A 21,562-nucleotide genomic window follows, 5' to 3' on the forward strand; every position below is an offset into this window, starting at 1 on the left:
GTTAACAATAGAGTAACCTACCATTTTTTATTGATATAAAAACATTAAAGTTAGAGTTCATTGATAATAAGCCTCTAAAATATTATAAGCTGCATTCACTAATCGTATCTTTTCTTGTACCTGTTTTTGCATCTGTGGTTGATTAACAAATAAATCAGGATGCCATTTTTTTACTAATGTTTTATACGTTTGTTTCACCTCTGCAAAAGAAACAGTAGGTTCTAAACCTAAAATTTGATAAGCACGGGTAATTCTATTTTTATCAACTTGAGTTTTACTTTGTTGTTGTGTACTTGCAGAATTCATATTAGCTTTCATCTGTGCTATTTCCTCATCAATTTCCCAAGCACGAAACTTTGCTTCTACATTGACAGGTTTAGGTGGATTTTTAGAACCTTTTTGAAAGGGAATTTCTACTTTTTTTTGAGGATTATAATTAGTATTAATATCTGCTTTTGCTTGTGCTTCTACCTTCCTTTCTGTTTTAATTTCTGTATGTGTAGATTCGGTACTATTTCCTGGTGGTGATGCTTGAATATTTGCAGATTTAGCAGTTTCTAGATTTTGTTGATAGGGTGGATATTTAGTTTTGATATTGACTTTTCCCAACTCTATTATGAATTGATTAAAAGCATTTTGTGAATTTCTTAAAATCTCTCGTTTTTTCCTAATTTCCAGTGGTTCTTGATCAGGCTGAAAATTAATTACTTTACTGGCTTTGTGTTCATATTTAGTCAAAATATATAAACCTTGCACACTCAAATCAGATAAATATTTTTCAGCCGCAGCTATACAAATATTCGCTACTTGTTGATGATAAACATCTTTAGATTGTTGTTCATTATTTTGGATATTTTTATTTAATAAATAGGAAATACTCCCCATCACAGCAGCACCCACAGGTCCACCTAACAACCATCCCACACCACCACCTACAGCGATTGAACCTGTTTCTCTTAAATCATGACTATTAGTGTGATTGGGTTTGGGTGGTAAATTTAACTTAGGTGCATCAGGAAAAGGAATTGTTAAATCTTCTGGTCTTTCTTCTTGGAAAAAATCGTAAGCTTGATATAACCATCCCATCACAGATAACTGTAATTCTGTCAAATCTTGTTTTAAAGTACCAATTTGCCAAGATTGTAAATCATTTCCTGCTAATACAACTGCAAGATCAGATTGATATTTAGCTAAAAGATTAGGTAATTTCAAGCATTCTTTTAATTCATAAATACTGCTTTTAAAACCTTGAAAAATAATATTTTTAGCTTTTTCCTTAATTGCTATTTTAGACGTTTTATTTTCATCAAATGTTTTAATTTCATGACTAATTTTACCAATTTTATCAGCTAATAAAGATTGAATTTGAGAAGTTATTGCTTCTACCCTTGGTAAACGGACTCCACCACAATCTTGCTGTAATATTCCCACTATATGCTGTAAAGATGTTTCAAAAGCAGATAAACCACTACTGTTAGTAAGAGCAATATCACCTTTTAATCTAGCACGTAAAGCAGGTAAAGCATCAACTCGATATAAATTACTAAACCCTGGAGGTAAATCAGCACGGAAACTTTCAGCCACAAATAATAAACGATGATAAACTTGTTTTTGTTCTTCCGGTGTGAGTAAATTTAAAAAATTGGCGACAAAAATAACAGTTTTAATTTCCCTTTCTAATAACCAATCCCGTAAATTTTCTCTCTCACCTAAAGTCATTAATTTGCGAGCATCTAATACTTGAATGACTAAATCTGCACCTAATAACTTATCTTGGACTAAATTATCTTGTGCTTCTCTGTCATTAGTTCCTGGTAAATCAATTAATTCTACATTCTTTTCTAAGAATGGATGAGGACAAAAAACTTCAACAGATACTACATTTTTCTGCATCTGTCTGTTGCGATCTAACACAGCAAACTTTTCTAAAATATTTGTACCATCACGGTATATTTCTGTTCCATCTGATAATATAATTCTCGTTCGCAGAGTAGCACCATATTTAACAGTAATTGCAGCACCAGTAGTAGGGATTAAATCAATAGGTAAAGTGCGATTTCCCAACATTGCATTTAACAAAGTTGATTTACCGTAATTAAAGGGAGCAAATACCGCAATCTGGAAATTAGGATTAGCTAAATAATTACTAACAGCAATGATATTTTTATATAATGTGGATTCTTGATCTAAGTCTAATGACTGACAAGCTGATTTAAGAGAATTAGTTAGTTGAATATAATCTGGTTTTTGGTGCATATTTTTTTGATTTAATTTCTAATTATTTCTCAATTCTTCATTCCCACACTTTGTATGAAAATGAATGTATAAGGTTTTACCCTTATTCAACTAGAGTAGAAGCAGAGCCTCTATTTAACATTCCTAGTCTGAGACTAGGAACGAGAAATGAAGACATGATATGCAACTACTTGTTAACCATAATCAGCTAATAAATTACTGTATGTAGATTCGATTTTTTGCATTTCCTCAATGATGTTATCCTGTAAAGTTTGAAACCGCTTAAATTCTGTTTCTCGATTAATTTCTTGGTTTTCTTTTTGTTGGAGAAGATTATCTAATTCAGATTTACGTGAATTGATATCATCATTAATTCTGAAAGTAACTTCTCTTTCGTAAGCATTAAAACATTCTTTAACTGCATCATAAACAGTTTGTGATTGTTCATGGGCAAGTTGTGGAAGATATTTAATTAACTCTTTTTTGGCAGTTTTTACTAATTCTTTTCTAGCTTGATCAGCTTGTAAAATCCCTACACCTAAACCTAACAATGCAAAGCCAATAGGTCCGAGAAAAATACCTGTTACTGCTGTCATGATTCCACCAATACCAATGACAGTAAAATAGTTTAACAGAATGTTTTTCCAATCAAACCCAGCCCCAGCTAAAGCTACACCAGCTAAATTCCCTTTTGATAAAGATAATAAACCCATAGCCCATTTTGCCCAGGTCGGTGAGTTATCATTTTCTGTGCTACTGTTGGCGTTAACTTTGACTTTTTTACCTGTTAGTTTTTCGGTAATTTGATTGGTGACTTTGCTATAAGAAGCACCATATTGAGCAGCAGAAAGAGATAATTCTCTAAATGCACTATTAATTTCTTTCTCTGCGGTTAAAGTCCAGGCTGAAAATTTATCTGTGATGTATTCTTCAAAGGCTTTTTGTAATGCTTCATTGAATTCTTCTCTTTTCCCGCTTCTGAGAAAATCCAACATATTCAAATCTGGTTGATAGCGTAAGAAATCATTCTCAAAGGTATTACCCAAATCTAAAACATAACTCCGAAAAGATTCAGATATTTGCCGTGCTTGAGTATCTCTAGTGCTAAGAATTTCTTTTTGGAATTGATCACGGATGTTGTTGAGTTTATTAAATTCTGGTTCGACTGAATCAATCCGTTCTTTTAATTCTGCTACGTCTTGATCAAGTAGGGGAATGCGTCTCTCAATAGCTTCGCGGGTATGGTTGATAGTTTGTCTGGCTAAAGTTCTCACTTGACGTAATTCAGCGATCGCTCTTTCCCTAGTTAAAAAGGTATTTAAAGCTCCCATAAACTCAGGAAAACCAGTTTTACTTAAATCAGCTTGGGGATTTTTTAACCTACGTCTTAATGCTTGAATTGAAGAAATTTCAAACACACGCTCATCATAAATATCCTGTCCATCTAAGTAACAATATTCTCCTAAATTTGCCTTAAATACCTGTCTTAATCTATCTTCTGCTGCTGCTAAGTCTTCCAAATCATCAGGATCAATTAATGATTCTTTCACTTGATCCCAAGCATTTATCAAGAAGAAAACTGATAATCCCCGACCTTTAATATAGTTCTCTAAGTATCTTCTTTCCCCTAAAGTACAAGGTTGAGAAGCACGCATCACAAACAAAATGGCATGACAATTATTCAGATAACCTAAGGATAATTCATTACGTGCTTCTGTATCATTTAATCCGGGACTATCAACAATTTCAATGCCTTTCTCTAACAAAGTTAAGGGATATTCAACCACTGCATAATCAACATTAGGAAAAGCTTCCTTTTTCTCCTGTTCTAATTTTTTAGCCTCTGCTGGATCAATTGTATATTCTTTTTTAAAGCTTTGAAAATCTAACTTTTGTGGATCTTTACCATCATTAAAATGAATGGTAACTTGTTTTTCTGAGCCATACCGCAACATGGTTAATACTGCCGTACAGGGATTTACATCACTAGGTAATATATTTTCTCCTATCAACGCATTTAAAAATGTGCTTTTCCCCCGTTTCATATCACCTAAAACCAAAAGTCTAAATACCCCTTGACGGAGGTTTTGACTCGCTAAGTTTATATCTTCAATATCCCTGGATAAACTCAATTTCCCTGAAGAATTATTTCCTGCTAATTCCGCTTGATTAATAGTGGCTGCAATTTTACTTAAACAAGCAGCAATTTCTGACTTTGCTTGAGCAACTCGCTCTAAATCACTGATAAATTTATCAGTATCAACTTGATAATTCATTGTAATTACACTCTATTTAATGTTTTTAAATTTAGATTCTAGAAAAAGTTTATAAACTAAAAAAGCTAATGCCCCAAAAATTACAAATCCAGCTATGAATGTAGCCACACGAACTGCCACAATGGTGACAACTAAAAGACCAAAAAGTTTTGCACCTAAAATAACTTTCCTCATCCAAGATTTTTGGTTCTTTTCTGGTTGATGCTTTTGAGTTTCATAAAAAGGTGTTTCTTCAATATTCATCATATTTTCCATTTCTCGCAGACGTTTTTCAACTCTACGCTGCATTTCTCTATTATGTTCATCTTGTGATGTCATTTTTGTCTACCTCATGTTGTCTTCTATGTTGTATTTTAACTTACACTAATCATAGCAAATACTTGAAAAACATAGTTGTAGAGTTAAATTTTTCAGCAAATGATTGCTAAAGAGTTGATATTGCTACACTCTGTCAAATTCAATATTTTTTCTCTACTTTTCGGAAATTGTGAGTAAATTTCTCAACGGGAAGAATGTAAAAGATTGTGAATATATTCACCTGTACGGCAAAATTTGAGAGAGTAGAACACAGGTAAATTTAGATATGGATATAAAACAAGGATTCGTTGGTACAATTGGCAACACGCCCTTAATTCGCTTAAACAGTTTTAGTGAACAAACAGGTTGTGAAATCTTAGCCAAAGCAGAATTTCTCAATCCTGGTGGTTCTATTAAAGATCGTGCAGCACTTTACATCATTGAAGACGCAGAAAAACAGGGTTTACTCAAACCCGGTGGCACAGTAGTGGAAGGGACTGCTGGTAACACAGGTATTGGACTGGCACATATCTGCAATGCTAAAGGTTATAAATGCCTGATTATTATTCCCAATACCCAATCCCAAGAAAAAATAGATGCGCTAACTACCTTGGGTGCAGAAGTTCGTCCAGTTCCCGCTGTACCCTACAAAGATCCAAATAATTACGTTAAATTATCTGGTAGAGTCGCCACCGAGATAGAAAACGCAATTTGGGCAAATCAATTTGATAATTTAGCTAACCGTCGCGCTCATTACGAAACCACCGGAGAGGAAATTTGGAGACAGACGGGAGGTAAAATAGATGGTTGGGTAGCTGCAACTGGTACAGGTGGAACTTATGCAGGTGTAGCAATGTGTTTAAAAGAAAAAAACCCAGCCGTTAAATGTGTAATTGCTGATCCTATGGGTAGCGGGTTATATAGCTATGTGAAAACCGGAGAAATTAAAATTTCTGGTAATTCTATTACAGAAGGGATTGGTAATAGTAGAATTACAGCTAACATGGAAGGCGCACCCATTGATGATGCCATTCAAATTGATGATCAAGAAGCATTACGAGTTGTTTATCAACTATTACATCAAGATGGTTTACTGATGGGTGGTTCAACGGGAATTAATGTCGGTGCTGCCGTAGCTTTAGCAAAACAATTAGGCCCCGGACATACTATTGTTACTATTCTTTGTGACAATGGTTCTCGCTATCAATCTCGTATTTTTAACCAGGAATGGTTGGCTAGTAAAGGCTTGGTTGTGAGTTAGGATTTGTTCCAGTATATGAATGTAGGGACGTTCCATGGAACGTCTCTAAAAGGGTTTTTAAAAACGCATATTTAATTTCTGGAGATGTCCAATAGGAGTCCTAGAGTTGAATATAAATTCTCAGTCTCCTTTACAATATTTCTTGGACACGCTACGCAAACGTTATTTTTTCCTTATGAATCCCTACAATATTCTTTCTGAAACCAAACTGCAATGTGTTAGCGATCGCACTACCAAAACCTTGTTAGAAAATTGTGAAAGTGCGGCAAAAATCCTAGTTTTAGTTTTACCACAACTGGGAGATTTTGATAGTCTTGAATATGCCTGGTGGTTACAACGGGAAGCTAAAAATTTAGCAAATCAAAAAATTGCCATTCGTGCAGTAGGAATTGGTCATCTTGATTCAGGCAATAAATTCTGTGCATATACAGGGTTTCCTCCAGAAAATTTATTTGTTGATCCTGATGGAGAATTACATCAAAAGCTGAATCTTTATTCAGGTTTAAAAGTTGCAATTCCTGGACTTTCCCCATCTCAAAAAGCATGGTTTAACTTACTATTAATGTGTGCAGGAATTGGCAGTCCTGGGACATTAAAAGAAGTGTTTCGGGGATATAAAGGAGATAAAAACGCACCCCAACTTTTCGCAGATGAAGAAATTATCAAAGGTACTCCCTTACCCGCTTTTAAAGGCTCATTTTTTAAATTAGCTGGTGGTCATGGTTTTCAAAGACCTTTTGAATTAGCAACTCTGAGACTCAGAAATATGGTAGAAGTTCTCAAAAATTGGTCAACCTATGTACCCGATTCTGCCCACATAACCCAGCGAGGCGGTACTTTTTTGTTTGATCATCAAGGTGAGTTACTTTATGAACATCGAGATCCAGGAATTTTAGGTTTTGCTGCTAATATGAGTCAACCTCTATCTTTTTTATGTTAAATCTCACCACTGAAGATCAAGTAGAATCTAGCAAATGTGTACAGGTGTGTCAACATCGTAGTTGTAGAAAACAAGGTGCAGAAGCAGTTTTAGCTGCTTTTCAGGCTTTACCAGTTCCCAATGTGAAAGTTACAGCTAGTGGTTGCTTAGGACAGTGTGGTAACGGCCCAATGGTGCTAGTATTACCAGGTATGGTTTGGTATTCTCGCGTTTTAGCTCAAGAAGTACCAATACTGGTTGAAAAACATTTATTAAGTGGTCAAATAGTCAAACAGATGCTTTATCATCGTTTCATGCTTAGAGATAATGCTGATGAAAAAATCTCCTAAAACTGCACCTTGTTCACTGAAGTGAGGCATCGGATGGACATTAAGCAGCTACGCCAAGCTTTAAAACTAAAGTGGTTGAATTATTGCGAAGAAAATATTTCTTGGCTGGACAAAATGCAGATTTGGCGATCTTATGATCGTGTCAGAAGACCTTCATCTGGTTATATTTTGGCAACTTTATCTGTTTTAGAACCACGTTTAAAACAAATACTCCCGTTTCTGCTGGAATTAAATAATAATCCTGATCAAATAGTTGCAGCTTTAGGTCTGAATTTTAATCCTGATGAAGAGTTACGTTTATTACGGTTAAAAAATTCTTCTGCTAAAAATCAGATTTTTAGTAAGCCTTCTGTCCAGGTTTTTGGAGTTGGACAACAAAATAAACCGGTACTACTTAGAATAGTTTCAGATGTTGAACAAAAATGTCAATCTGTTTCTGTGGTTGCCATCAATAAATCAGCAAATGATCATTCTAGTTTGTTAAAAGCAGAAACTGTTAGGGAAAATAAGCACTTACAACTGGGGCGATCGCCAACCATTACTGCACCTGTACCCACTGCAACTAAACCCGTACCTGCTTCCGTCTCAATCTCTGAATTTAACTTCAAATACCAATATACGGGCATTCCAGTCAAGGAAATTTCCTATATTTCCTCAACTACTAATGCCCGTAGTTTACCCGCTTGGATGGACGAATTTTGCCCAGGTGTAAACAGTGAACAGGTTATACATGACAGACAAGGGAAGAATAATCACCCAATCACTAAGAACTAATGACCAATGACTAATAACTAATGACTAATTACGGATATTCGTGAGATACAAAGGGGAGGGAAACAACTTCCCCTTCACTTATTCCTACTTGCACTTTTAAACCCACTCCACCAGCTTTAGAACGAATATAACCTAGCCCAAAATGACCATCGGGAGTTTCGGTATAACTGGTGAGTTTACCGATTTTTTCTTCTTGGATGGTAATGACTGTTCCTGGTTCTGCGGGACTATTGAGACGAATTCCCCACAGGTATTGTTTTACGCCTTTATAAGTGTTTAACCTAGCAATGGTTTCTTGACCAATATAACAACCTTTATCAAAGGATACAGTTTGCCATAACCCAACTTCTAAGGGGTTATAATCATCGGTCAATTCTGCATCTGGTACGGGACGACCTTGTAATATTCGCAATGTCTCCCAAGCGCGGTCGCTTAATTCTACTGCACCGTAATTTAATATCTGTTGCCAAAGCTTTGGTTTTTCCGTGACGGGGAAAATTAAAGTATATCCAGGGTTAGTTAAACCGCTACCCACCGCAAAAATTGTCTGATTTATGAAAATATTACTGCCTTGAGGTTTGCCAATGAGCGCACCAGCCCCTAGCTTCTCTATAATAGCGTCGCTTGCTGATCCGATGATGCTCAAAGTTGCAGTTTCATCAGTCACATCTGTTAATGTTACCTTGTCGGCAAAAAATATATAACGATCTAACCACTGCATCAAAAATTCTCGCCGATGGGGTGAAACTAATAGCAACACGGCATCATCAAGAACGTATCCTGTTGCTAAATCTATAGTTCTAGCTGTGGATGTCACCATCACAGTATCACAACCTTCACCGGGTTTGAGACTTTGAAAATCATTGGTGCTTTGGTTATGTAAAAAACGTAGCCGATCATCATCACCAATTCTGATTCTACCCCAATGAGAGCGATCGCAAACAACAACCCCTTTTGTCACTGCATGAATAGCTTCTCTATCTTGATGATTAATTATGGATGCTGTCATAGTTATAAAAAATTTCCCTATTTTCATATTTTGTTTTTGTCTCAAAAATCTTAACAAATAGGGATACCTTCTTACTACTAACTCATGCTAGGTTTCGGGTAGAATTCGGGGAGGACTATTTTTTTGGTTAATCAACAACCTTAATTATTCCTCTTTTGAGAGCATCAAAAACCTGATTAATTTGCATAATGTTTTTTTCGCTCAGACCTTCTTGCCTCATCAGATTAGACATCATGATGTTTTGGTCTTGGCGTGTAATTCGACGGTTAGCAAATATGCGTTCCAATATAGCTTCTATGTTGCTTGGATCTGGTTTGGCAGTAAGTTGCATATTTATCCCTCACAGTTAGTTATATATTTCTGTTGCTAACTAACTGTAAATTATCAAAATTTGATAAAGTTTCCAATCGTAGCTTTACGGAAACTGATATATCAGCATAATTTCTATCTGAATATTTACTTTAAATACAGCAGATTGCAGATCAATCAGGTACAAAATCAAAATTGAAACCTAGACACCAAGCTAGTTTCACTCCTGACTCCTGACTCCTGAATTCTGCTGTATTTTACTTTCATGTTTTCGGTAGAATAACTTAGAAATGCACAAAATACCAAGTTTAATAAAATGGCAGTAGCAGAAATTGGCATTATTGGCGGTAGTGGTCTATACAAAATGGAAGCTCTCAAAGAGGTGGAAGAATTAGAGGTCAAAACCCCCTTTGGCTCACCATCTGACGCTATTATTTTAGGAAATTTAGATGGCATAAAAGTAGCTTTTTTAGCGCGTCATGGTCGTAATCATACGATGCTACCTTCTGAGTTACCATTCCGTGCCAATATTTACGCCATGAAGCAATTAGGTGTAAAATATTTGATTTCTGCCAGTGCAGTTGGTTCTTTACAAGCAGAGGTAAAACCCTTGGATATGGTAGTTCCTGATCAATTTATTGATAGAACCAAAAACCGGATTTCTACATTTTTTGGGGAGGGAATTGTTGCCCATATAGCTTTTGGTGATCCCATTTGCCAAAATTTAGCAGCAGTTTTGACAGATGTTATTGCAGACTTAAATTTATCAGATGTAACTCTCCACCGTGATGGTACTTATGTTTGCATGGAAGGGCCAGCTTTTTCTACCAAAGCTGAATCAAATCTTTACAGAAGTTGGGGCGCTAAAATCATCGGCATGACCAATTTACCAGAAGCAAAGTTAGCTAGAGAAGCAGAAATCGCCTATGCAACTTTAGCATTAGTAACGGATTATGATTGCTGGCATCCTGACCATGATAGTGTGACTGTAGAAATGGTGATTGGCAATTTACAACGCAATGGGGTAAACGCTCAAAAAGTAATTCAAGAAACGGTGAAGAGATTAAGTAAAAATCCTCCCAGCAGTGATGCCCATTCCGCTCTACAGTACGCAATTTTAACGAATTTGGCAAATGCACCGGCAGCAACCAAGGAGAAATTACGGTTATTGTTGGAGAAATATTTGTAAAATTTTTGTAAAGTAGGAGTCAGGGGTGATGGGGTGATGGAGAGGTAGGAGAAGAAAAGATTGTTACCAATTACCAATCACCCAATACCCTTAAACTACCTGGAAACTAAAATTTAGACTTGCCCAATTATTCACATCTAATACATAGGATTCGTTAGTAGTTCCATTTGTATCTACTTTCACTTTACTCGCATTATGTAAGTCTTGTAGTAAAGCTTGGGCAACTTCTAAATCATTAACTAAAGGACTAATGGGCTGTTGATCAGCGGTGGGATACTTAACACTTCGCAAAGCTGTCAAGGTTTGAGTAAAAGGGGCTGCGGAAATAATTAGTTGATGTTCAGCAAAAAATGCCCTTGTTGACAACAACCAACCAAAAGTATTGTCATTTTCCGGGAATTTTAAAGTTTGTCCTGGAGTAATGACAACTTCTTCTAAACGGGGTTTGCTGTTGGGGTTATCCTCTTCTGAAGGAATTTGCCAAGGATAAAATGCTACGGCACTTCTATTATTATTTAATCCTACCAGCATTAAATAGATGGGGCGATCGCTCAAGTTTTCTACCCGGTACTGCATCCTACTACCGACAGGAACGGTGGGAACAGATGTTCCTGGGGTAGCAATTACTTTGTTAGCTATAGTTTCCCCACTCACACTACCCTTTGTTTGGCGCTGCATGACTAGACGGGATGAAATTTTATTAACTATCTCCAAACTAGCTTTTACAGCCAAGCGAGAAGAACCTTCATTTTCTGTCAGTCGCCATAACTTTGCTGCTAACAGTGTGGAAAACTTAGGCGTTAATCTTTGCACTGCAACTTTCACCGCTTCTCCCACTTCACCAGCAGTATTCAATATTGGTTCGCCACCAATTGAAAAAATACTATAGCGGCTAGGTGTGCTTTGGAGTTTACCAAAAATATAATCAGCACCCTGTTCTGGGGCAGCGATATTTACCTTTCTGGTAATAGCAGCAAAGGCGCTGGTAGCGTCTACACGCTCAATTCTTTCTAGTCCTCCACCTAAAGCAACTGTTAAATTAATATTTCGTGGCAGAACTCGGACATTTTCTTGTACCAGTTGCCCAATTTGCAGAGGTTGGTTAGGGTTTTGGTTTAATATTTGGGCTTTTGCTCTTAAACCAGTCCGTGACTTAACAATTAACTGTTCTCCACTTAGTGTAGTCAGTCTTGAACCTACACCATAATATTGGCAAACGTGGGGGGGTAGTCCTCCTAACCATAACTGGGCTGTTTTACTTTCCTCGTCCTTAGCTCTAATTACTGCTTGAGCATGACTACGTTCTAGGGGAAAAATATCAGTTACTAAACTACTTTGGGGATTTTTCTTTTCTGTTAATAATCCTGGTTGCTGCTCACCACCCAGTTTGTACATGGAACTACTAACGTGGGAAAATAAAACTTGGATGGTTGTTGCTGGTGTAGTTTCCCATAGATATTGAGTTAAGGCATAGGTAAACAAACCTGCTGTGAAACCAGAGAATAACATTTCCCCCGCTGGTTGTTCTGGGTTGGAAGTTGCTTTTAACACCATTAAATTTGAATTATTAATGGCTGTGTTTTCGGTTTGGAGGTTGTTCAGAAACTCCAATTCTTTAACTGTTAATTTTGCCGTCAGTGATTCCGGACGAGAACGAAATCGCAAACCTGATGGCTGTGGTGTTGTTCTAACATTGTAACTTGTATCTAAAACCGCTGCTACTTTTGCCGTGGGCAGCGATCGCAATAATTGTAAAAGAGTTTCTTCTAATAAATAGTTGACAACTATACCATTGTATGTATCTTTATCAACGGGAATCAAGGCATTTTCTACAGTCTCTGGTAAATTTCCCGTTTTCACACGAGTGCCGTAGCCGCTAAAGTGGAAAATTACCACATCATCGGCTTTTGCTTGTTTACCCAAATGATCTAAAATAGCAGCCTCAATAAATTCTCGACTGGCTTGTTCGTCTGTGAGGGTGAGAATGTCTGAATTTGCAAAGCCAAAGCGGTTTATTAACAGTTCTGTTTGCAATTCCACATCTGTTAAGCAACCGCTTAAACCAGAGCTTTGTGGATATTCATTAATACCCACCAACAAAGCCAATTTGCGAGAGTTAGGTGTTGCTAAAGCTTGGTGGTAGCGGTTTCCCAAAGTTAACCACTCAGCTTGAGTTAAACCCAACAATGCCAGTATCGAGCCAATTCGTTCTAAAAACGCACGCCGTTTCATAGTTAGCTATCAGCCATCAGTCCATTAGCTTACAGCTTAAAGGGCTGAGGGCTGGAGAGTAAAGTTTGAAATTACACTTTTTGCTAGTTTTTTAACTGCTTTAAACTGAAGTTGGTTGAGGGATGGACATTGCCCTGGCTAATTCTGCCGCTACTTCAGGACGAGAAAATTCTGGTGGTGGTAATTCTCCACGACGTAACATTTCTCTAACTTTTGTTCCTGAGAGGTGAACCCGTTCCTCTGGTTTGCTAGGACTGGTTTTAGTTGTGGCCATTTGTTTGGTGCGTGTGCAATAAAACGCGTGTTCAAATTTCATTGGCACAATGCCCATTTCTCCTGGCTCAAATTCATCAAAGATATATTGAGCGTCATAAGTACCGTAGTAGTCACCTACACCAGCGTGATCTCTACCGACGATAAAATGAGTACAGCCGTAGTTTTTACGCACTAAAGCATGGAAAATGGCTTCTCTGGGACCTGCGTAACGCATGGCTGCTGGGTTAATGGCCAAAATTATCCTATCTAAAGGATAGTAGTGTTCCATGAGTATTTCATAGCAACGCATTCTTACATCTGCGGGGATATCGTCTTGTTTGGTTGCCCCTACTAATGGGTGTAAAAATAGACCATCAACTGTTTCCAAGGCGCACTTTTGAATATATTCGTGGGCGCGGTGGATGGGGTTACGGGTTTGGAAACCAACTATTGTTTTCCAGCCTTTTTCTCTAAACATTTGTCGGGAGGCGGCGGGATCTATTTGGTATTTGGGAAACTGGGGATGGGAATCACGTTGTAGTAACCAAATATCCCCAGCCAAATTCACAGAACCCTGATTGTATACTACCTGTACTCCAGGGTGTTTGGCTTCGTCTGTGCGATATACATTGATAGCTTCGCGTTTTTTATCGTAGGTGTATTTTTCGCTCAGTTCTAAAACCCCAATAAATTCTCCTTTGGGGTTATCCAAACGGACTAAACTACCTATTTCTAAGGGTGCGGCGATTTCTTCTGTGACAGATAGGGTAATGGGGATTGACCAGACAGTGCCGTTAGCCAGTCGCATTTCTACTACCACACGATCATAGTCTGCTTGGTTCATGAAACCAGTCAGGGGGCTAAAACCACCAATGGCAATCATTTCTAAGTCGGAAACGGCTCGCTCATCCAGTGTGACACATGGCAGATATTCGGCTTTGGAAAGAAATAATTCTTTTTGTGCTGATGAAGCAATTCGGTTAATTAACTCTCCGCCGTGGGGGGCGATGGCATCTTGGTAACTCAACGTGATTCCTTCCGTATTTTATAAATATTGTTGCAAACTATGTACTAAGTTATCAAATTGTCGGTACTTTGTGCTACGGATTTTTAAAAAATTTTGCTAATTGCCGGTCGGAATTGGGGTGATGGGGTACAAAACTTTAAATACTGTAATTTATCGCACATCCTGATTGGTAGCTGTTAAATTGATAAACAGGCTCATACATTCATATTTGTAAGGAACAAAAAGCATGGGTTTGTTTGATAGAATTGCGGGTAGTCGTAAAAAGGCTTCGACTACACTCGGACCGGCGGAAGCGTTTGCAGCTATAGCCTTAATTGCGGTTGCGTCTGATGGTTATATTAGCGATACGGAAGCGCAAGCACTGAGTACAATTTTGGGCAGGATGCAATTATTCAGAAGCTATCCTGGCGATGTGATGCGGAAGATGTTTGATAAACTTTTGAGTATTATGCAGCGGGAAGGTTTGGATGCTTTGTTTAATGCTGCGACTACTGCTTTACCCCATGATCTCACAGAAACGGCTTTTGCTGTGGCTACGGATATTGTTTTAGCTGATGGGGAAGTGACGGAAGAGGAAGAAAAACTTTTAAATGATTTGTGTCGGGTTTTGGAAGTTCCCGAAGAAACGGCGATTAAAATTATTGATGTGATGTTGATTAAAAATAAGGGATAATAATTCGTAATTCGTAATTCGTAATTAAGAGGGTTTAATAATTCATTAATTGGGATTATGAATTATGAATTATCAATATTTTTTGTTTCACGTATAAACACATAAAGATTTAAACAGGGGAACCTAGAATGTAAGATAAAAAAATTATACTTGCTGTAAGTTGTTGGACATTTAATCTTTAAACTTGTATAATAAAGGGGAGTGTATTAACTTCCCAACAATACTTTCATGTAGTTACTCTATTCAGATTTGATGTGTTTATAATTTATTTGCCTGAACTGTTGTTTTAATCAATATTATATAGTACAATAGTATTTCAATACTATAAATATTACTCGCTCGAAGGAAGAAATGTAAGATACTTTTTATTACTAAGAAGAGTTGTTGGAATTATCAAAATGGCAGGAAAAAAATATGCTTAATTGTCATGATGTTGCAAAGTATTTTCTATCTCGAGCAGATGAAGATGCTGGGGATTTAATTTCTAATCTGAAACTACAGAAATTACTGTACTACGCACAAGGTTTTCATTTAGCACTGTATAACGAACCTTTGTTTCCTGAGCTTGTTGAAGCTTGGATTCATGGGCCAGTTGTACCGGAAGTTTATCATGAATATAAAAACTTCGGTTCTAATGCAATTCCCATTCCTGAAGATATTGATTTTTCGATATACGATGAAAAAACTGTTGATTTACTAGATGAAGTTTATAGCGTATATGGTCAATTTTCAGCTTGGAAATTGCGGAATATGACCCATAATGAAGAACCTTGGAAAGACACAGATGTAAGTGGTGTTATTACTCATGAATGTCTGAAAAAATATTTTAAAACTCAGCTTTTAGATGAAGATGAGTAAGAAAAAAATTAAACAACCCCAAAAAGATAGGGGTAATAAGCTAACAACTCCAAATGATCAACGAGAAATTTCTCCAGAAAAAGCTCCACCTGTATTTTCTCTACGTTACCTAGAGGGCGAATATTGTTTAACTAAGTGTAAGCAAGATGATCAGGTTGCATTTGCTTTAAAATTGCATAGACTGAGTAAATTAACATGGAATGAAATACACTCACAAGGTAGACACAAACTGGGTTATGAGAAAATTTCTAGGAATGCTATCAAAGCACCAATTCCCAAGTTAATTACAGAAGATGTAAATTTTATTGCTTTTCGCTTTTCTGGGATGAAACCAATGGTAGGCTATAGAGATGGTGCTATATTTTATGTTATTTGGTTAGATAGAAATTGTACTCTTTACGATCATGGTTAATTGCTGTTTGTAGATAGTAAATTTTCTATATAACAATTACACTATAAATACTTGCTTTGCTGTTAATTGCAAGTGAGGGAACATGGAAGACACGAGTTTTTTATTATTTTGAAACAATTGCTTTTGATATTCATCCCCCACAAGCTTACAAATTGTAATAGTTGGCTGTTTAGGTCTACCAATATATTCTCTCCCACCGATGCCTAAATAATCTATAATCCAATATTCCGGTACACCTAATAAAGCATAATCTTCTATTTTACGAGCGTAGTCATTTTGCCAATTTGTACTCACAACTTCTGCAATTAGTTTAATGGATTTTCCTAACGTAATTACAGGTTCTTGTTGCCATAATGGTTCATTAATTAGTTGTGTGTGGTCTAACACAATAACATCGGGACGAAATGCTGTTTCTGTTCCCAATAGTTTGATTAAACAGCGATGGGGAATAAAATATGGTAAGTCCTGACGATCAATTTCTACATTCAGTTTTCTCCCAATTAAAGATGATACTTGTTCATGGGGTCCTGTTGGTTCCATTTTGATTAATTCCCCATCAATGAGTTCATAATTGTCGCTGTCACCGTACTGAGTAATAAATTCATTGACTGTGATCAGTTTTGGGGGTGATTGTACCATGATTATTTTTCCTCACGATTAGGTAAATCTTGGGAATTAACTAAAACTGCTCAATAATTCCCCCACCTAATACCTTATCCCCTTGATACCAAACCGCTGCTTGTCCTGGGGTAATACTGAATTGGGGTTCCTCAAAAACTAACCGCACACGGTCGCTTTCCAAAGGTATCACCGTCACAGGTACAGGTTTTGAACGATAGCGAATTTGCACCTCTGCACGAATGGGAGTTGCAGGTTCAGCAATAGAAACCCAATTAACTCTATTGACTGTACATTCTGATTCTGTTCCTTTGGTGCGATCGCCTACAACTACTTTATTATTAACTGCATCCAATTCAATTACATACAAAGGTTCAGCGGCCGCAATTCCTAAACCTTTTCTCTGACCAATGGTGTAATGATGGACACCATCATGTTGACCCAAAACCTTACCAGTGGTATCCACAATATCACCGGGTTTGGGTGCTAAATATTTATCTAAAAATGCCCGCATCGAACCGTTACTTTCAACTAAGCATAAATCTTGACTTTCTGGTTTATCTGCGGTGGTTAGACCGTATTCTGTAGCTATTCTGCGAGTATCACTTTTATTTAATTCTCCCAGGGGAAAAATTGAAGAACCTAGTATATCTTGAGACAAATCATATAAAAAGTAAGATTGATCTTTGTTACGGTCAACGGCGCGTAATAATTGATAACGTCCGCTGGTTTCATCGTAAGTAATTCTGGCGTAATGACCGGTAGCAATGCGATCGCTACCTAATGTTTCCCGTGCATATTCCACCATTGGCGCAAACTTCACAGTTTTGTTACATTGGGAACAAGGTAATGGCGTAATTCCCACACTATAACCAGAGACTAAATAATCAACAATATTGGCTTGAAAGACATCCCGCATATCCACAACTTCATGGGGAACGCCTAATTGTTCACATATACTTGCTGCGTCAATCATTCCTTCAGAGCAGCATTGACCCTTACCTTTCATTAACCAAAGGGTCAAACCTATGACATCATAGCCCTGATTGTGTAAAATAGCGGCAGCTACAGAACTGTCAACGCCACCAGAAAGACCAACAACAACTTTTTTCATAATTCACACTTGTAAAAGTGCTTGCTACTGATTTTTTTAGTAAAGGCTTTTGATTTCAGTACAAAGCAAAATACTTTCCAATTGTAGCACAAGTGCGATATGCGTTAAGCTTGACTCAAGTCTCATTAAATTTTCTGCTATTTGGGGTTTCACCCATCTCCGTAATTTTCCCTTAGCTGATTACAATGAAAATACGGCATGACTAAATTCACAAGTCAAAATTCAAAATACTTGTAAATCATGCTTTTCAAGTATTTTAAATGTTTATTAATGCCGTGTTGTCCTAAAAGAAGACTTGCATAACACTGAGTTAAAAAATATGCCTAATTTAATCAAACAGCGAATTTCTAATTTACCCATACTTTCCTTGTTCTTAGGTGGATGCTTGGTGCTAATTCCCCACTCTAGTCAAGCACAACAAACATTACCTAATCTCTATCAGATTGATCCTTATCAACAAACATTACAACAGTTGCAACCACAACCTACTCAAATTGTAGATTTTGACACAAATAACCAGATATATCAAACTAACCCAACTACACAAATAAATCAAAATCAACAAAATTTTGATAAATATATTGTCTATATTGATAGTGATAATAGAGGACTTTTGCAAAGAGTTAAACAAATTGAAAGCACTGCTTATATTCGAGAAGTTAATGGTAAGAAAATTATTCAATCAGGTGTATTTACTAGACCAGACAATGCTCAACGCAGGGTCAAAGAATTGGAGTTAAATGGTATCACTGGCGCTGGTATTTTTGGCTCTTCTAATTCAGGTCAAATGTCTTATTACTCTGATCGAGTAATGCCTGATTATAATTATTTTTATAAAAATCCTAACAGTAGTTCATTTAATAGCAATAATCCTAGTCCTAATATTGTTCAAAAACAAGCTAATTATTACTATGTGGTTATTCCCACTAGCTTAAATAATTTGAATTTTCTGGGACAAGAAATACAACAAAAAATAGGTGGTAATGCTAATGTTTTTCCCAGAAATCAGCCCAGAGGAACTCATATAGCTGTAGGTGCTTTTCGAGAACGTTCAGATGCTGAACAATGGAATGATTATTTAAAAAGTTTAGGTTATGGTAATGCCAGAGTTTATTATGGAAAATAGGTGAATAATAACTAATGATTAAAGAACAAATAGTAGTTACATCTGCCCAAATGCGTGACATTGAAGGGCGAATATTTGCTGGGGGAATGCCGGTTGCTGCTTTGATGGAAAAGGTAGCAGGTTTAATTAGCAACAGGTTAAAATCTATTATTCCCAAAGATAGAACTATCGGAATTTTAGTTGGTCCCGGACACAATGGAGGTGATGCTTTAGTTGTAGCGCGAGAGTTGCATTTTCAAGGTTATCAAGTTTGGATTTATCAACCTTTTCCTAAACTCAAAGAATTAACTTCTCAACATTTACAATATGCTCAAAGTTTGGGTATTCCTTGTTATCAAGAACTTGCAGAATTACCAAGTTGTGATTTTTTAATTGATGGGTTATTTGGGTTTGGTTTAGAAAGAGAAATTACCGGAAATATTGCTGCTACAATTAACCATTTTAATGATTGGAATTGTCAGATTTTTAGTATTGATTTACCTTCGGGTTTACACACAGATACAGGGGAAGTTTTAGGTACTGCAATTCGCGCTACTCATACCTTTTGTTTAGGTTTATGGAAACAGGGTTTATTACAAGAACAAGCATTAGAGTATATTGGTAAAGCGGAATTAATTGATTTTGATATTCCCTTAGCTGATATTCATGTAATTTTAGGTGAAGTTCCCAAAATTAAACGCATTACTAAAACAACAGTATTTAATACCTTATCTTTACCTCTTCCCCCCACAACCCATAAATATAAATCTGGACATTTACTATTAATTTGTGGTTCAAAACGTTATGCAGGGGGAGCAATTTTAACAGGTTTGGGTGCGCGTGCTTCCGGTGTGGGGATGTTATCAATTGCTGTACCTGAATCTATTAAACCGCTTTTAGTTTCCCATTTACCAGAAGCTTTAATTATTGGCTGTCCTGAAACCGAAACTGGGGCAATTTCTGATTTACAATTACCTCCAAAAACTGATTTAAGTTCATTTAGTGCTATTGCTTGTGGACCCGGTTTAACAACTGATGCTACTCCAATTGTGGAACAGGTAATTAATAGTGAAGTTCCCTTAATTTTGGATGCTGACGGTTTGAATATTTTAGCACAATTAGGGACTATTCCTACTTTAAGAAAACGCCAAAATACAACAATTCTTACACCCCATACAGGTGAATTTCATCGTTTATTTCCTGATATTAATTATCAAGATAGGGTAAAAGCAGTACAAACGGCAGCATTACAAACGGGGGCTGTAGTGCTGTTAAAAGGGGCAAGAATAGCTATTTCTAACCCTGAAGGTGTCGTTTGGATCAATCCTGAAAGTACCCCAGCTTTAGCCCGTGGTGGTAGTGGTGATGTGTTGACTGGTTTAATGGGGGGAATTTTGGCGCGGGTTGTTAATAAACAAGTGAATATTGAAGATGTGGTAGCTGCTGCTTCTTGGTGGCATTCTCAAGGGGGTATTTTAGCAGCAAAAGAAAGGACAGAATTAGGTGTTGATGCGTTTACTTTAACGCAATATTTGATGAGAGTTTTGGTTGATATGTAGTTTGTTAATTATTTGAAATAACAGATATGTAGGGTGTGTTAGCGATAGCGTAACGCACCAAAACCTTGATCATGGTGCGTTAGGAACTCCGTTCTAACACACCCTACAACACCTAATTTTTTCAAAAATCAAATAGTAATTCTATTGATAGTTTGCTCATCATCTGAAAAACAACAATTTATCATTTATTATGTAGAAATAATGAATAAATACAGTTGAATTTTCATTAACAATGCGACGGGATTCTATTTTTTATAAATTGTTCAAACAATTTCCCGGTTTATTGTTTGAATTAGTAGATGAACCACCACTAGAAGCAGATAGTTATGTATTTGAATCGGTGGAAGTAAAAGAAACAGCTTTCCGAATTGATGGGGTGTTTTTACCTCCAGCTAATGCGGTTTCTCAAATGGTGTTTTTTGCAGAGGTGCAGTTTCAGAAAGATGAAAATTTATATTTTCGCTTCTTTTCGGAATTATCGCTGTTTCTGCATCGCCATACTATTCGTTATGATGATTGGTATGGGGTGATCATTTTTGGTTCGCGGAGTTTAGAACCATCAAATTTAAAGATTCATCGGTCTTTGTTAGCAGGTGATCAAATTCGTCGGGTATATTTAGATGAGTTGGGAGATGTACAGCAGCAACCGTTGGGGTTAGGTTTGATGTTGCTGACAATTCAGGAAGAGACTGAAGCAATAGAAACAGCAAAGTTTTTGTTAGCTGAGGCACGGAAACAGTGGGAAGCAGCGATAATAGATTTAATCACGACTATTATTGTTTACAAGTTTACTAAACTAAGTCGCAAGGAGATTATAACCATGTTGGGATTAGATTTAGAAGAACCAAAAGCTATACGGGAAGCGAAAGAAGAGGGAGAAAAAATAATCGCTCTGCGTTTTTTAAAACGGCGTTTGGGTAATGTTCCTGATGAGTTGTTGTCGCAGGTTCGGGGTTTATCTTTAGCACAGATTGAAAATTTATGTGATGTGCTTTTGGATTTTACCACTGTAGCAGATTTGGAAGGGTGGTTACAGCAGCAATAAATTACTCTTTTTATTCTATTTGATGTCTGAATATTGCCACACCGA

General features: G+C 36.8%; 20 protein-coding genes. 11 read left to right on the top strand and 9 right to left on the bottom strand.

Annotation, left to right across the window (positions count from 1 at the left end; translation table 11 throughout):
* Window positions 1-57: 57 nt before the first annotated feature.
* The 3 genes from WJM97_RS07735 to WJM97_RS07745 form a co-directional block, all read right to left on the bottom strand.
* On the bottom strand, window positions 58-2,256 hold the full coding sequence (locus WJM97_RS07735; protein WP_353932461.1) for a dynamin family protein: 2,199 nt from the start codon (window positions 2,254-2,256) through the stop codon (window positions 58-60).
* A 173-nt stretch (window positions 2,257-2,429) separates the two neighbouring features.
* The gene (locus tag WJM97_RS07740) at window positions 2,430-4,511 is read right to left on the bottom strand and encodes a dynamin family protein (protein WP_353932462.1); all 2,082 of its coding nucleotides are present in this window, start codon (window positions 4,509-4,511) and stop codon (window positions 2,430-2,432) included.
* Between the two features lie 12 nt (window positions 4,512-4,523).
* Window positions 4,524-4,829, bottom strand: coding sequence for a hypothetical protein (locus tag WJM97_RS07745; protein ID WP_353932463.1), 306 nt, complete (start codon window positions 4,827-4,829; stop codon window positions 4,524-4,526).
* Between the two features lie 265 nt (window positions 4,830-5,094).
* Between WJM97_RS07745 and WJM97_RS07750 the strand changes: the two genes are divergently transcribed.
* The 4 genes from WJM97_RS07750 to WJM97_RS07765 all read left to right on the top strand — a co-directional run bounded on the left by WJM97_RS07750 (window position 5,095) and on the right by WJM97_RS07765 (window position 8,112).
* Window positions 5,095-6,069, top strand: coding sequence for a cysteine synthase A (locus WJM97_RS07750; protein ID WP_353932464.1), 975 nt, complete (start codon window positions 5,095-5,097; stop codon window positions 6,067-6,069).
* 175 nt (window positions 6,070-6,244) lie between these two features.
* Window positions 6,245-7,009, top strand: a complete 765-nt coding sequence (locus WJM97_RS07755; RefSeq protein ID WP_353932465.1) for a peroxiredoxin-like family protein — start codon at window positions 6,245-6,247, stop codon at window positions 7,007-7,009.
* Complete coding sequence (locus tag WJM97_RS07760) at window positions 7,003-7,338, top strand: (2Fe-2S) ferredoxin domain-containing protein (protein ID WP_353932466.1); 336 nt, start codon at window positions 7,003-7,005, stop codon at window positions 7,336-7,338. The genes WJM97_RS07755 and WJM97_RS07760 overlap by 7 nt, the downstream gene beginning before the upstream one ends.
* 33 nt (window positions 7,339-7,371) lie before the next feature.
* Window positions 7,372-8,112, top strand: coding sequence for a DUF5331 domain-containing protein (locus WJM97_RS07765; protein WP_353932467.1), 741 nt, complete (start codon window positions 7,372-7,374; stop codon window positions 8,110-8,112).
* Window positions 8,113-8,140: 28 nt separating this feature from the next.
* Here WJM97_RS07765 and WJM97_RS07770 read toward each other — a convergent pair whose 3' ends face one another.
* Both WJM97_RS07770 and WJM97_RS07775 read right to left on the bottom strand, forming a co-directional pair.
* Window positions 8,141-9,121 (bottom strand): folate-binding protein, encoded by a 981-nt coding sequence (locus WJM97_RS07770; protein ID WP_353932468.1) that lies wholly within the window; start codon window positions 9,119-9,121, stop codon window positions 8,141-8,143.
* 127 nt (window positions 9,122-9,248) lie between these two features.
* Window positions 9,249-9,452, bottom strand: coding sequence for a hypothetical protein (locus tag WJM97_RS07775; RefSeq protein WP_353932469.1), 204 nt, complete (start codon window positions 9,450-9,452; stop codon window positions 9,249-9,251).
* A gap of 294 nt (window positions 9,453-9,746) precedes the next feature.
* Between WJM97_RS07775 and WJM97_RS07780 the strand changes: the two genes are divergently transcribed.
* Window positions 9,747-10,619 carry an S-methyl-5'-thioadenosine phosphorylase gene (locus tag WJM97_RS07780; RefSeq protein WP_353932470.1) on the top strand — a complete coding sequence of 291 codons (873 nt, stop codon included), beginning with the start codon at window positions 9,747-9,749 and terminating at the stop codon, window positions 10,617-10,619.
* Between the two features lie 90 nt (window positions 10,620-10,709).
* On the opposite strand, the gene WJM97_RS07785 is transcribed toward WJM97_RS07780, so the two are convergent.
* Together WJM97_RS07785 and sat are read right to left on the bottom strand one after the other, a co-directional pair.
* Window positions 10,710-12,851: a caspase family protein gene (locus WJM97_RS07785; RefSeq protein WP_353932471.1), complete on the bottom strand. Its 2,142-nt coding sequence runs from the start codon at window positions 12,849-12,851 to the stop codon at window positions 10,710-10,712.
* Between the two features lie 100 nt (window positions 12,852-12,951).
* Complete coding sequence (sat, locus tag WJM97_RS07790; RefSeq protein WP_353932472.1) at window positions 12,952-14,133, bottom strand: sulfate adenylyltransferase; 1,182 nt, start codon at window positions 14,131-14,133, stop codon at window positions 12,952-12,954.
* A 226-nt stretch (window positions 14,134-14,359) separates the two neighbouring features.
* Here sat and WJM97_RS07795 point away from each other — a divergent pair, with 226 nt between their 5' ends.
* From WJM97_RS07795 to WJM97_RS07805, 3 genes are all read left to right on the top strand, one after another.
* Window positions 14,360-14,806 (top strand): tellurite resistance TerB family protein, encoded by a 447-nt coding sequence (locus WJM97_RS07795; RefSeq protein WP_353932473.1) that lies wholly within the window; start codon window positions 14,360-14,362, stop codon window positions 14,804-14,806.
* A gap of 414 nt (window positions 14,807-15,220) precedes the next feature.
* Complete coding sequence (locus WJM97_RS07800) at window positions 15,221-15,664, top strand: type II toxin-antitoxin system antitoxin SocA domain-containing protein (protein WP_353932474.1); 444 nt, start codon at window positions 15,221-15,223, stop codon at window positions 15,662-15,664.
* Window positions 15,657-16,076, top strand: a complete 420-nt coding sequence (locus WJM97_RS07805; RefSeq protein WP_353932475.1) for a hypothetical protein — start codon at window positions 15,657-15,659, stop codon at window positions 16,074-16,076. Before WJM97_RS07800 ends, WJM97_RS07805 begins: the two co-directional genes overlap by 8 nt.
* Before the next feature lie 36 nt (window positions 16,077-16,112).
* Here WJM97_RS07805 and WJM97_RS07810 read toward each other — a convergent pair whose 3' ends face one another.
* On the bottom strand, window positions 16,113-16,715 hold the full coding sequence (locus tag WJM97_RS07810) for a Uma2 family endonuclease (protein ID WP_353932476.1): 603 nt from the start codon (window positions 16,713-16,715) through the stop codon (window positions 16,113-16,115).
* Window positions 16,716-16,755: 40 nt separating this feature from the next.
* On the bottom strand, window positions 16,756-17,808 hold the full coding sequence (gene mnmA / locus WJM97_RS07815) for a tRNA 2-thiouridine(34) synthase MnmA (protein WP_353932477.1): 1,053 nt from the start codon (window positions 17,806-17,808) through the stop codon (window positions 16,756-16,758).
* 319 nt (window positions 17,809-18,127) lie between these two features.
* On the opposite strand from mnmA, the gene WJM97_RS07820 reads away from it, so the two are divergent.
* The 3 genes from WJM97_RS07820 to WJM97_RS07830 all read left to right on the top strand — a co-directional run bounded on the left by WJM97_RS07820 (window position 18,128) and on the right by WJM97_RS07830 (window position 21,517).
* Window positions 18,128-18,934 (top strand): hypothetical protein, encoded by an 807-nt coding sequence (locus WJM97_RS07820; protein ID WP_353932478.1) that lies wholly within the window; start codon window positions 18,128-18,130, stop codon window positions 18,932-18,934.
* A 14-nt stretch (window positions 18,935-18,948) separates the two neighbouring features.
* Entirely contained in the window at window positions 18,949-20,472 is a 1,524-nt protein-coding gene (locus WJM97_RS07825; RefSeq protein WP_353932479.1) for an NAD(P)H-hydrate dehydratase, read from the top strand.
* Between the two features lie 232 nt (window positions 20,473-20,704).
* Window positions 20,705-21,517, top strand: a complete 813-nt coding sequence (locus WJM97_RS07830) for a DUF2887 domain-containing protein (RefSeq protein ID WP_353932480.1) — start codon at window positions 20,705-20,707, stop codon at window positions 21,515-21,517.
* The last annotated feature ends 45 nt before the right edge of the window (window positions 21,518-21,562 follow it).

Origin of the sequence: Okeanomitos corallinicola TIOX110 (genome assembly GCF_038050375.1) — a bacterium.
GTDB lineage: Bacteria > Cyanobacteriota > Cyanobacteriia > Cyanobacteriales > Nostocaceae > Okeanomitos > Okeanomitos corallinicola.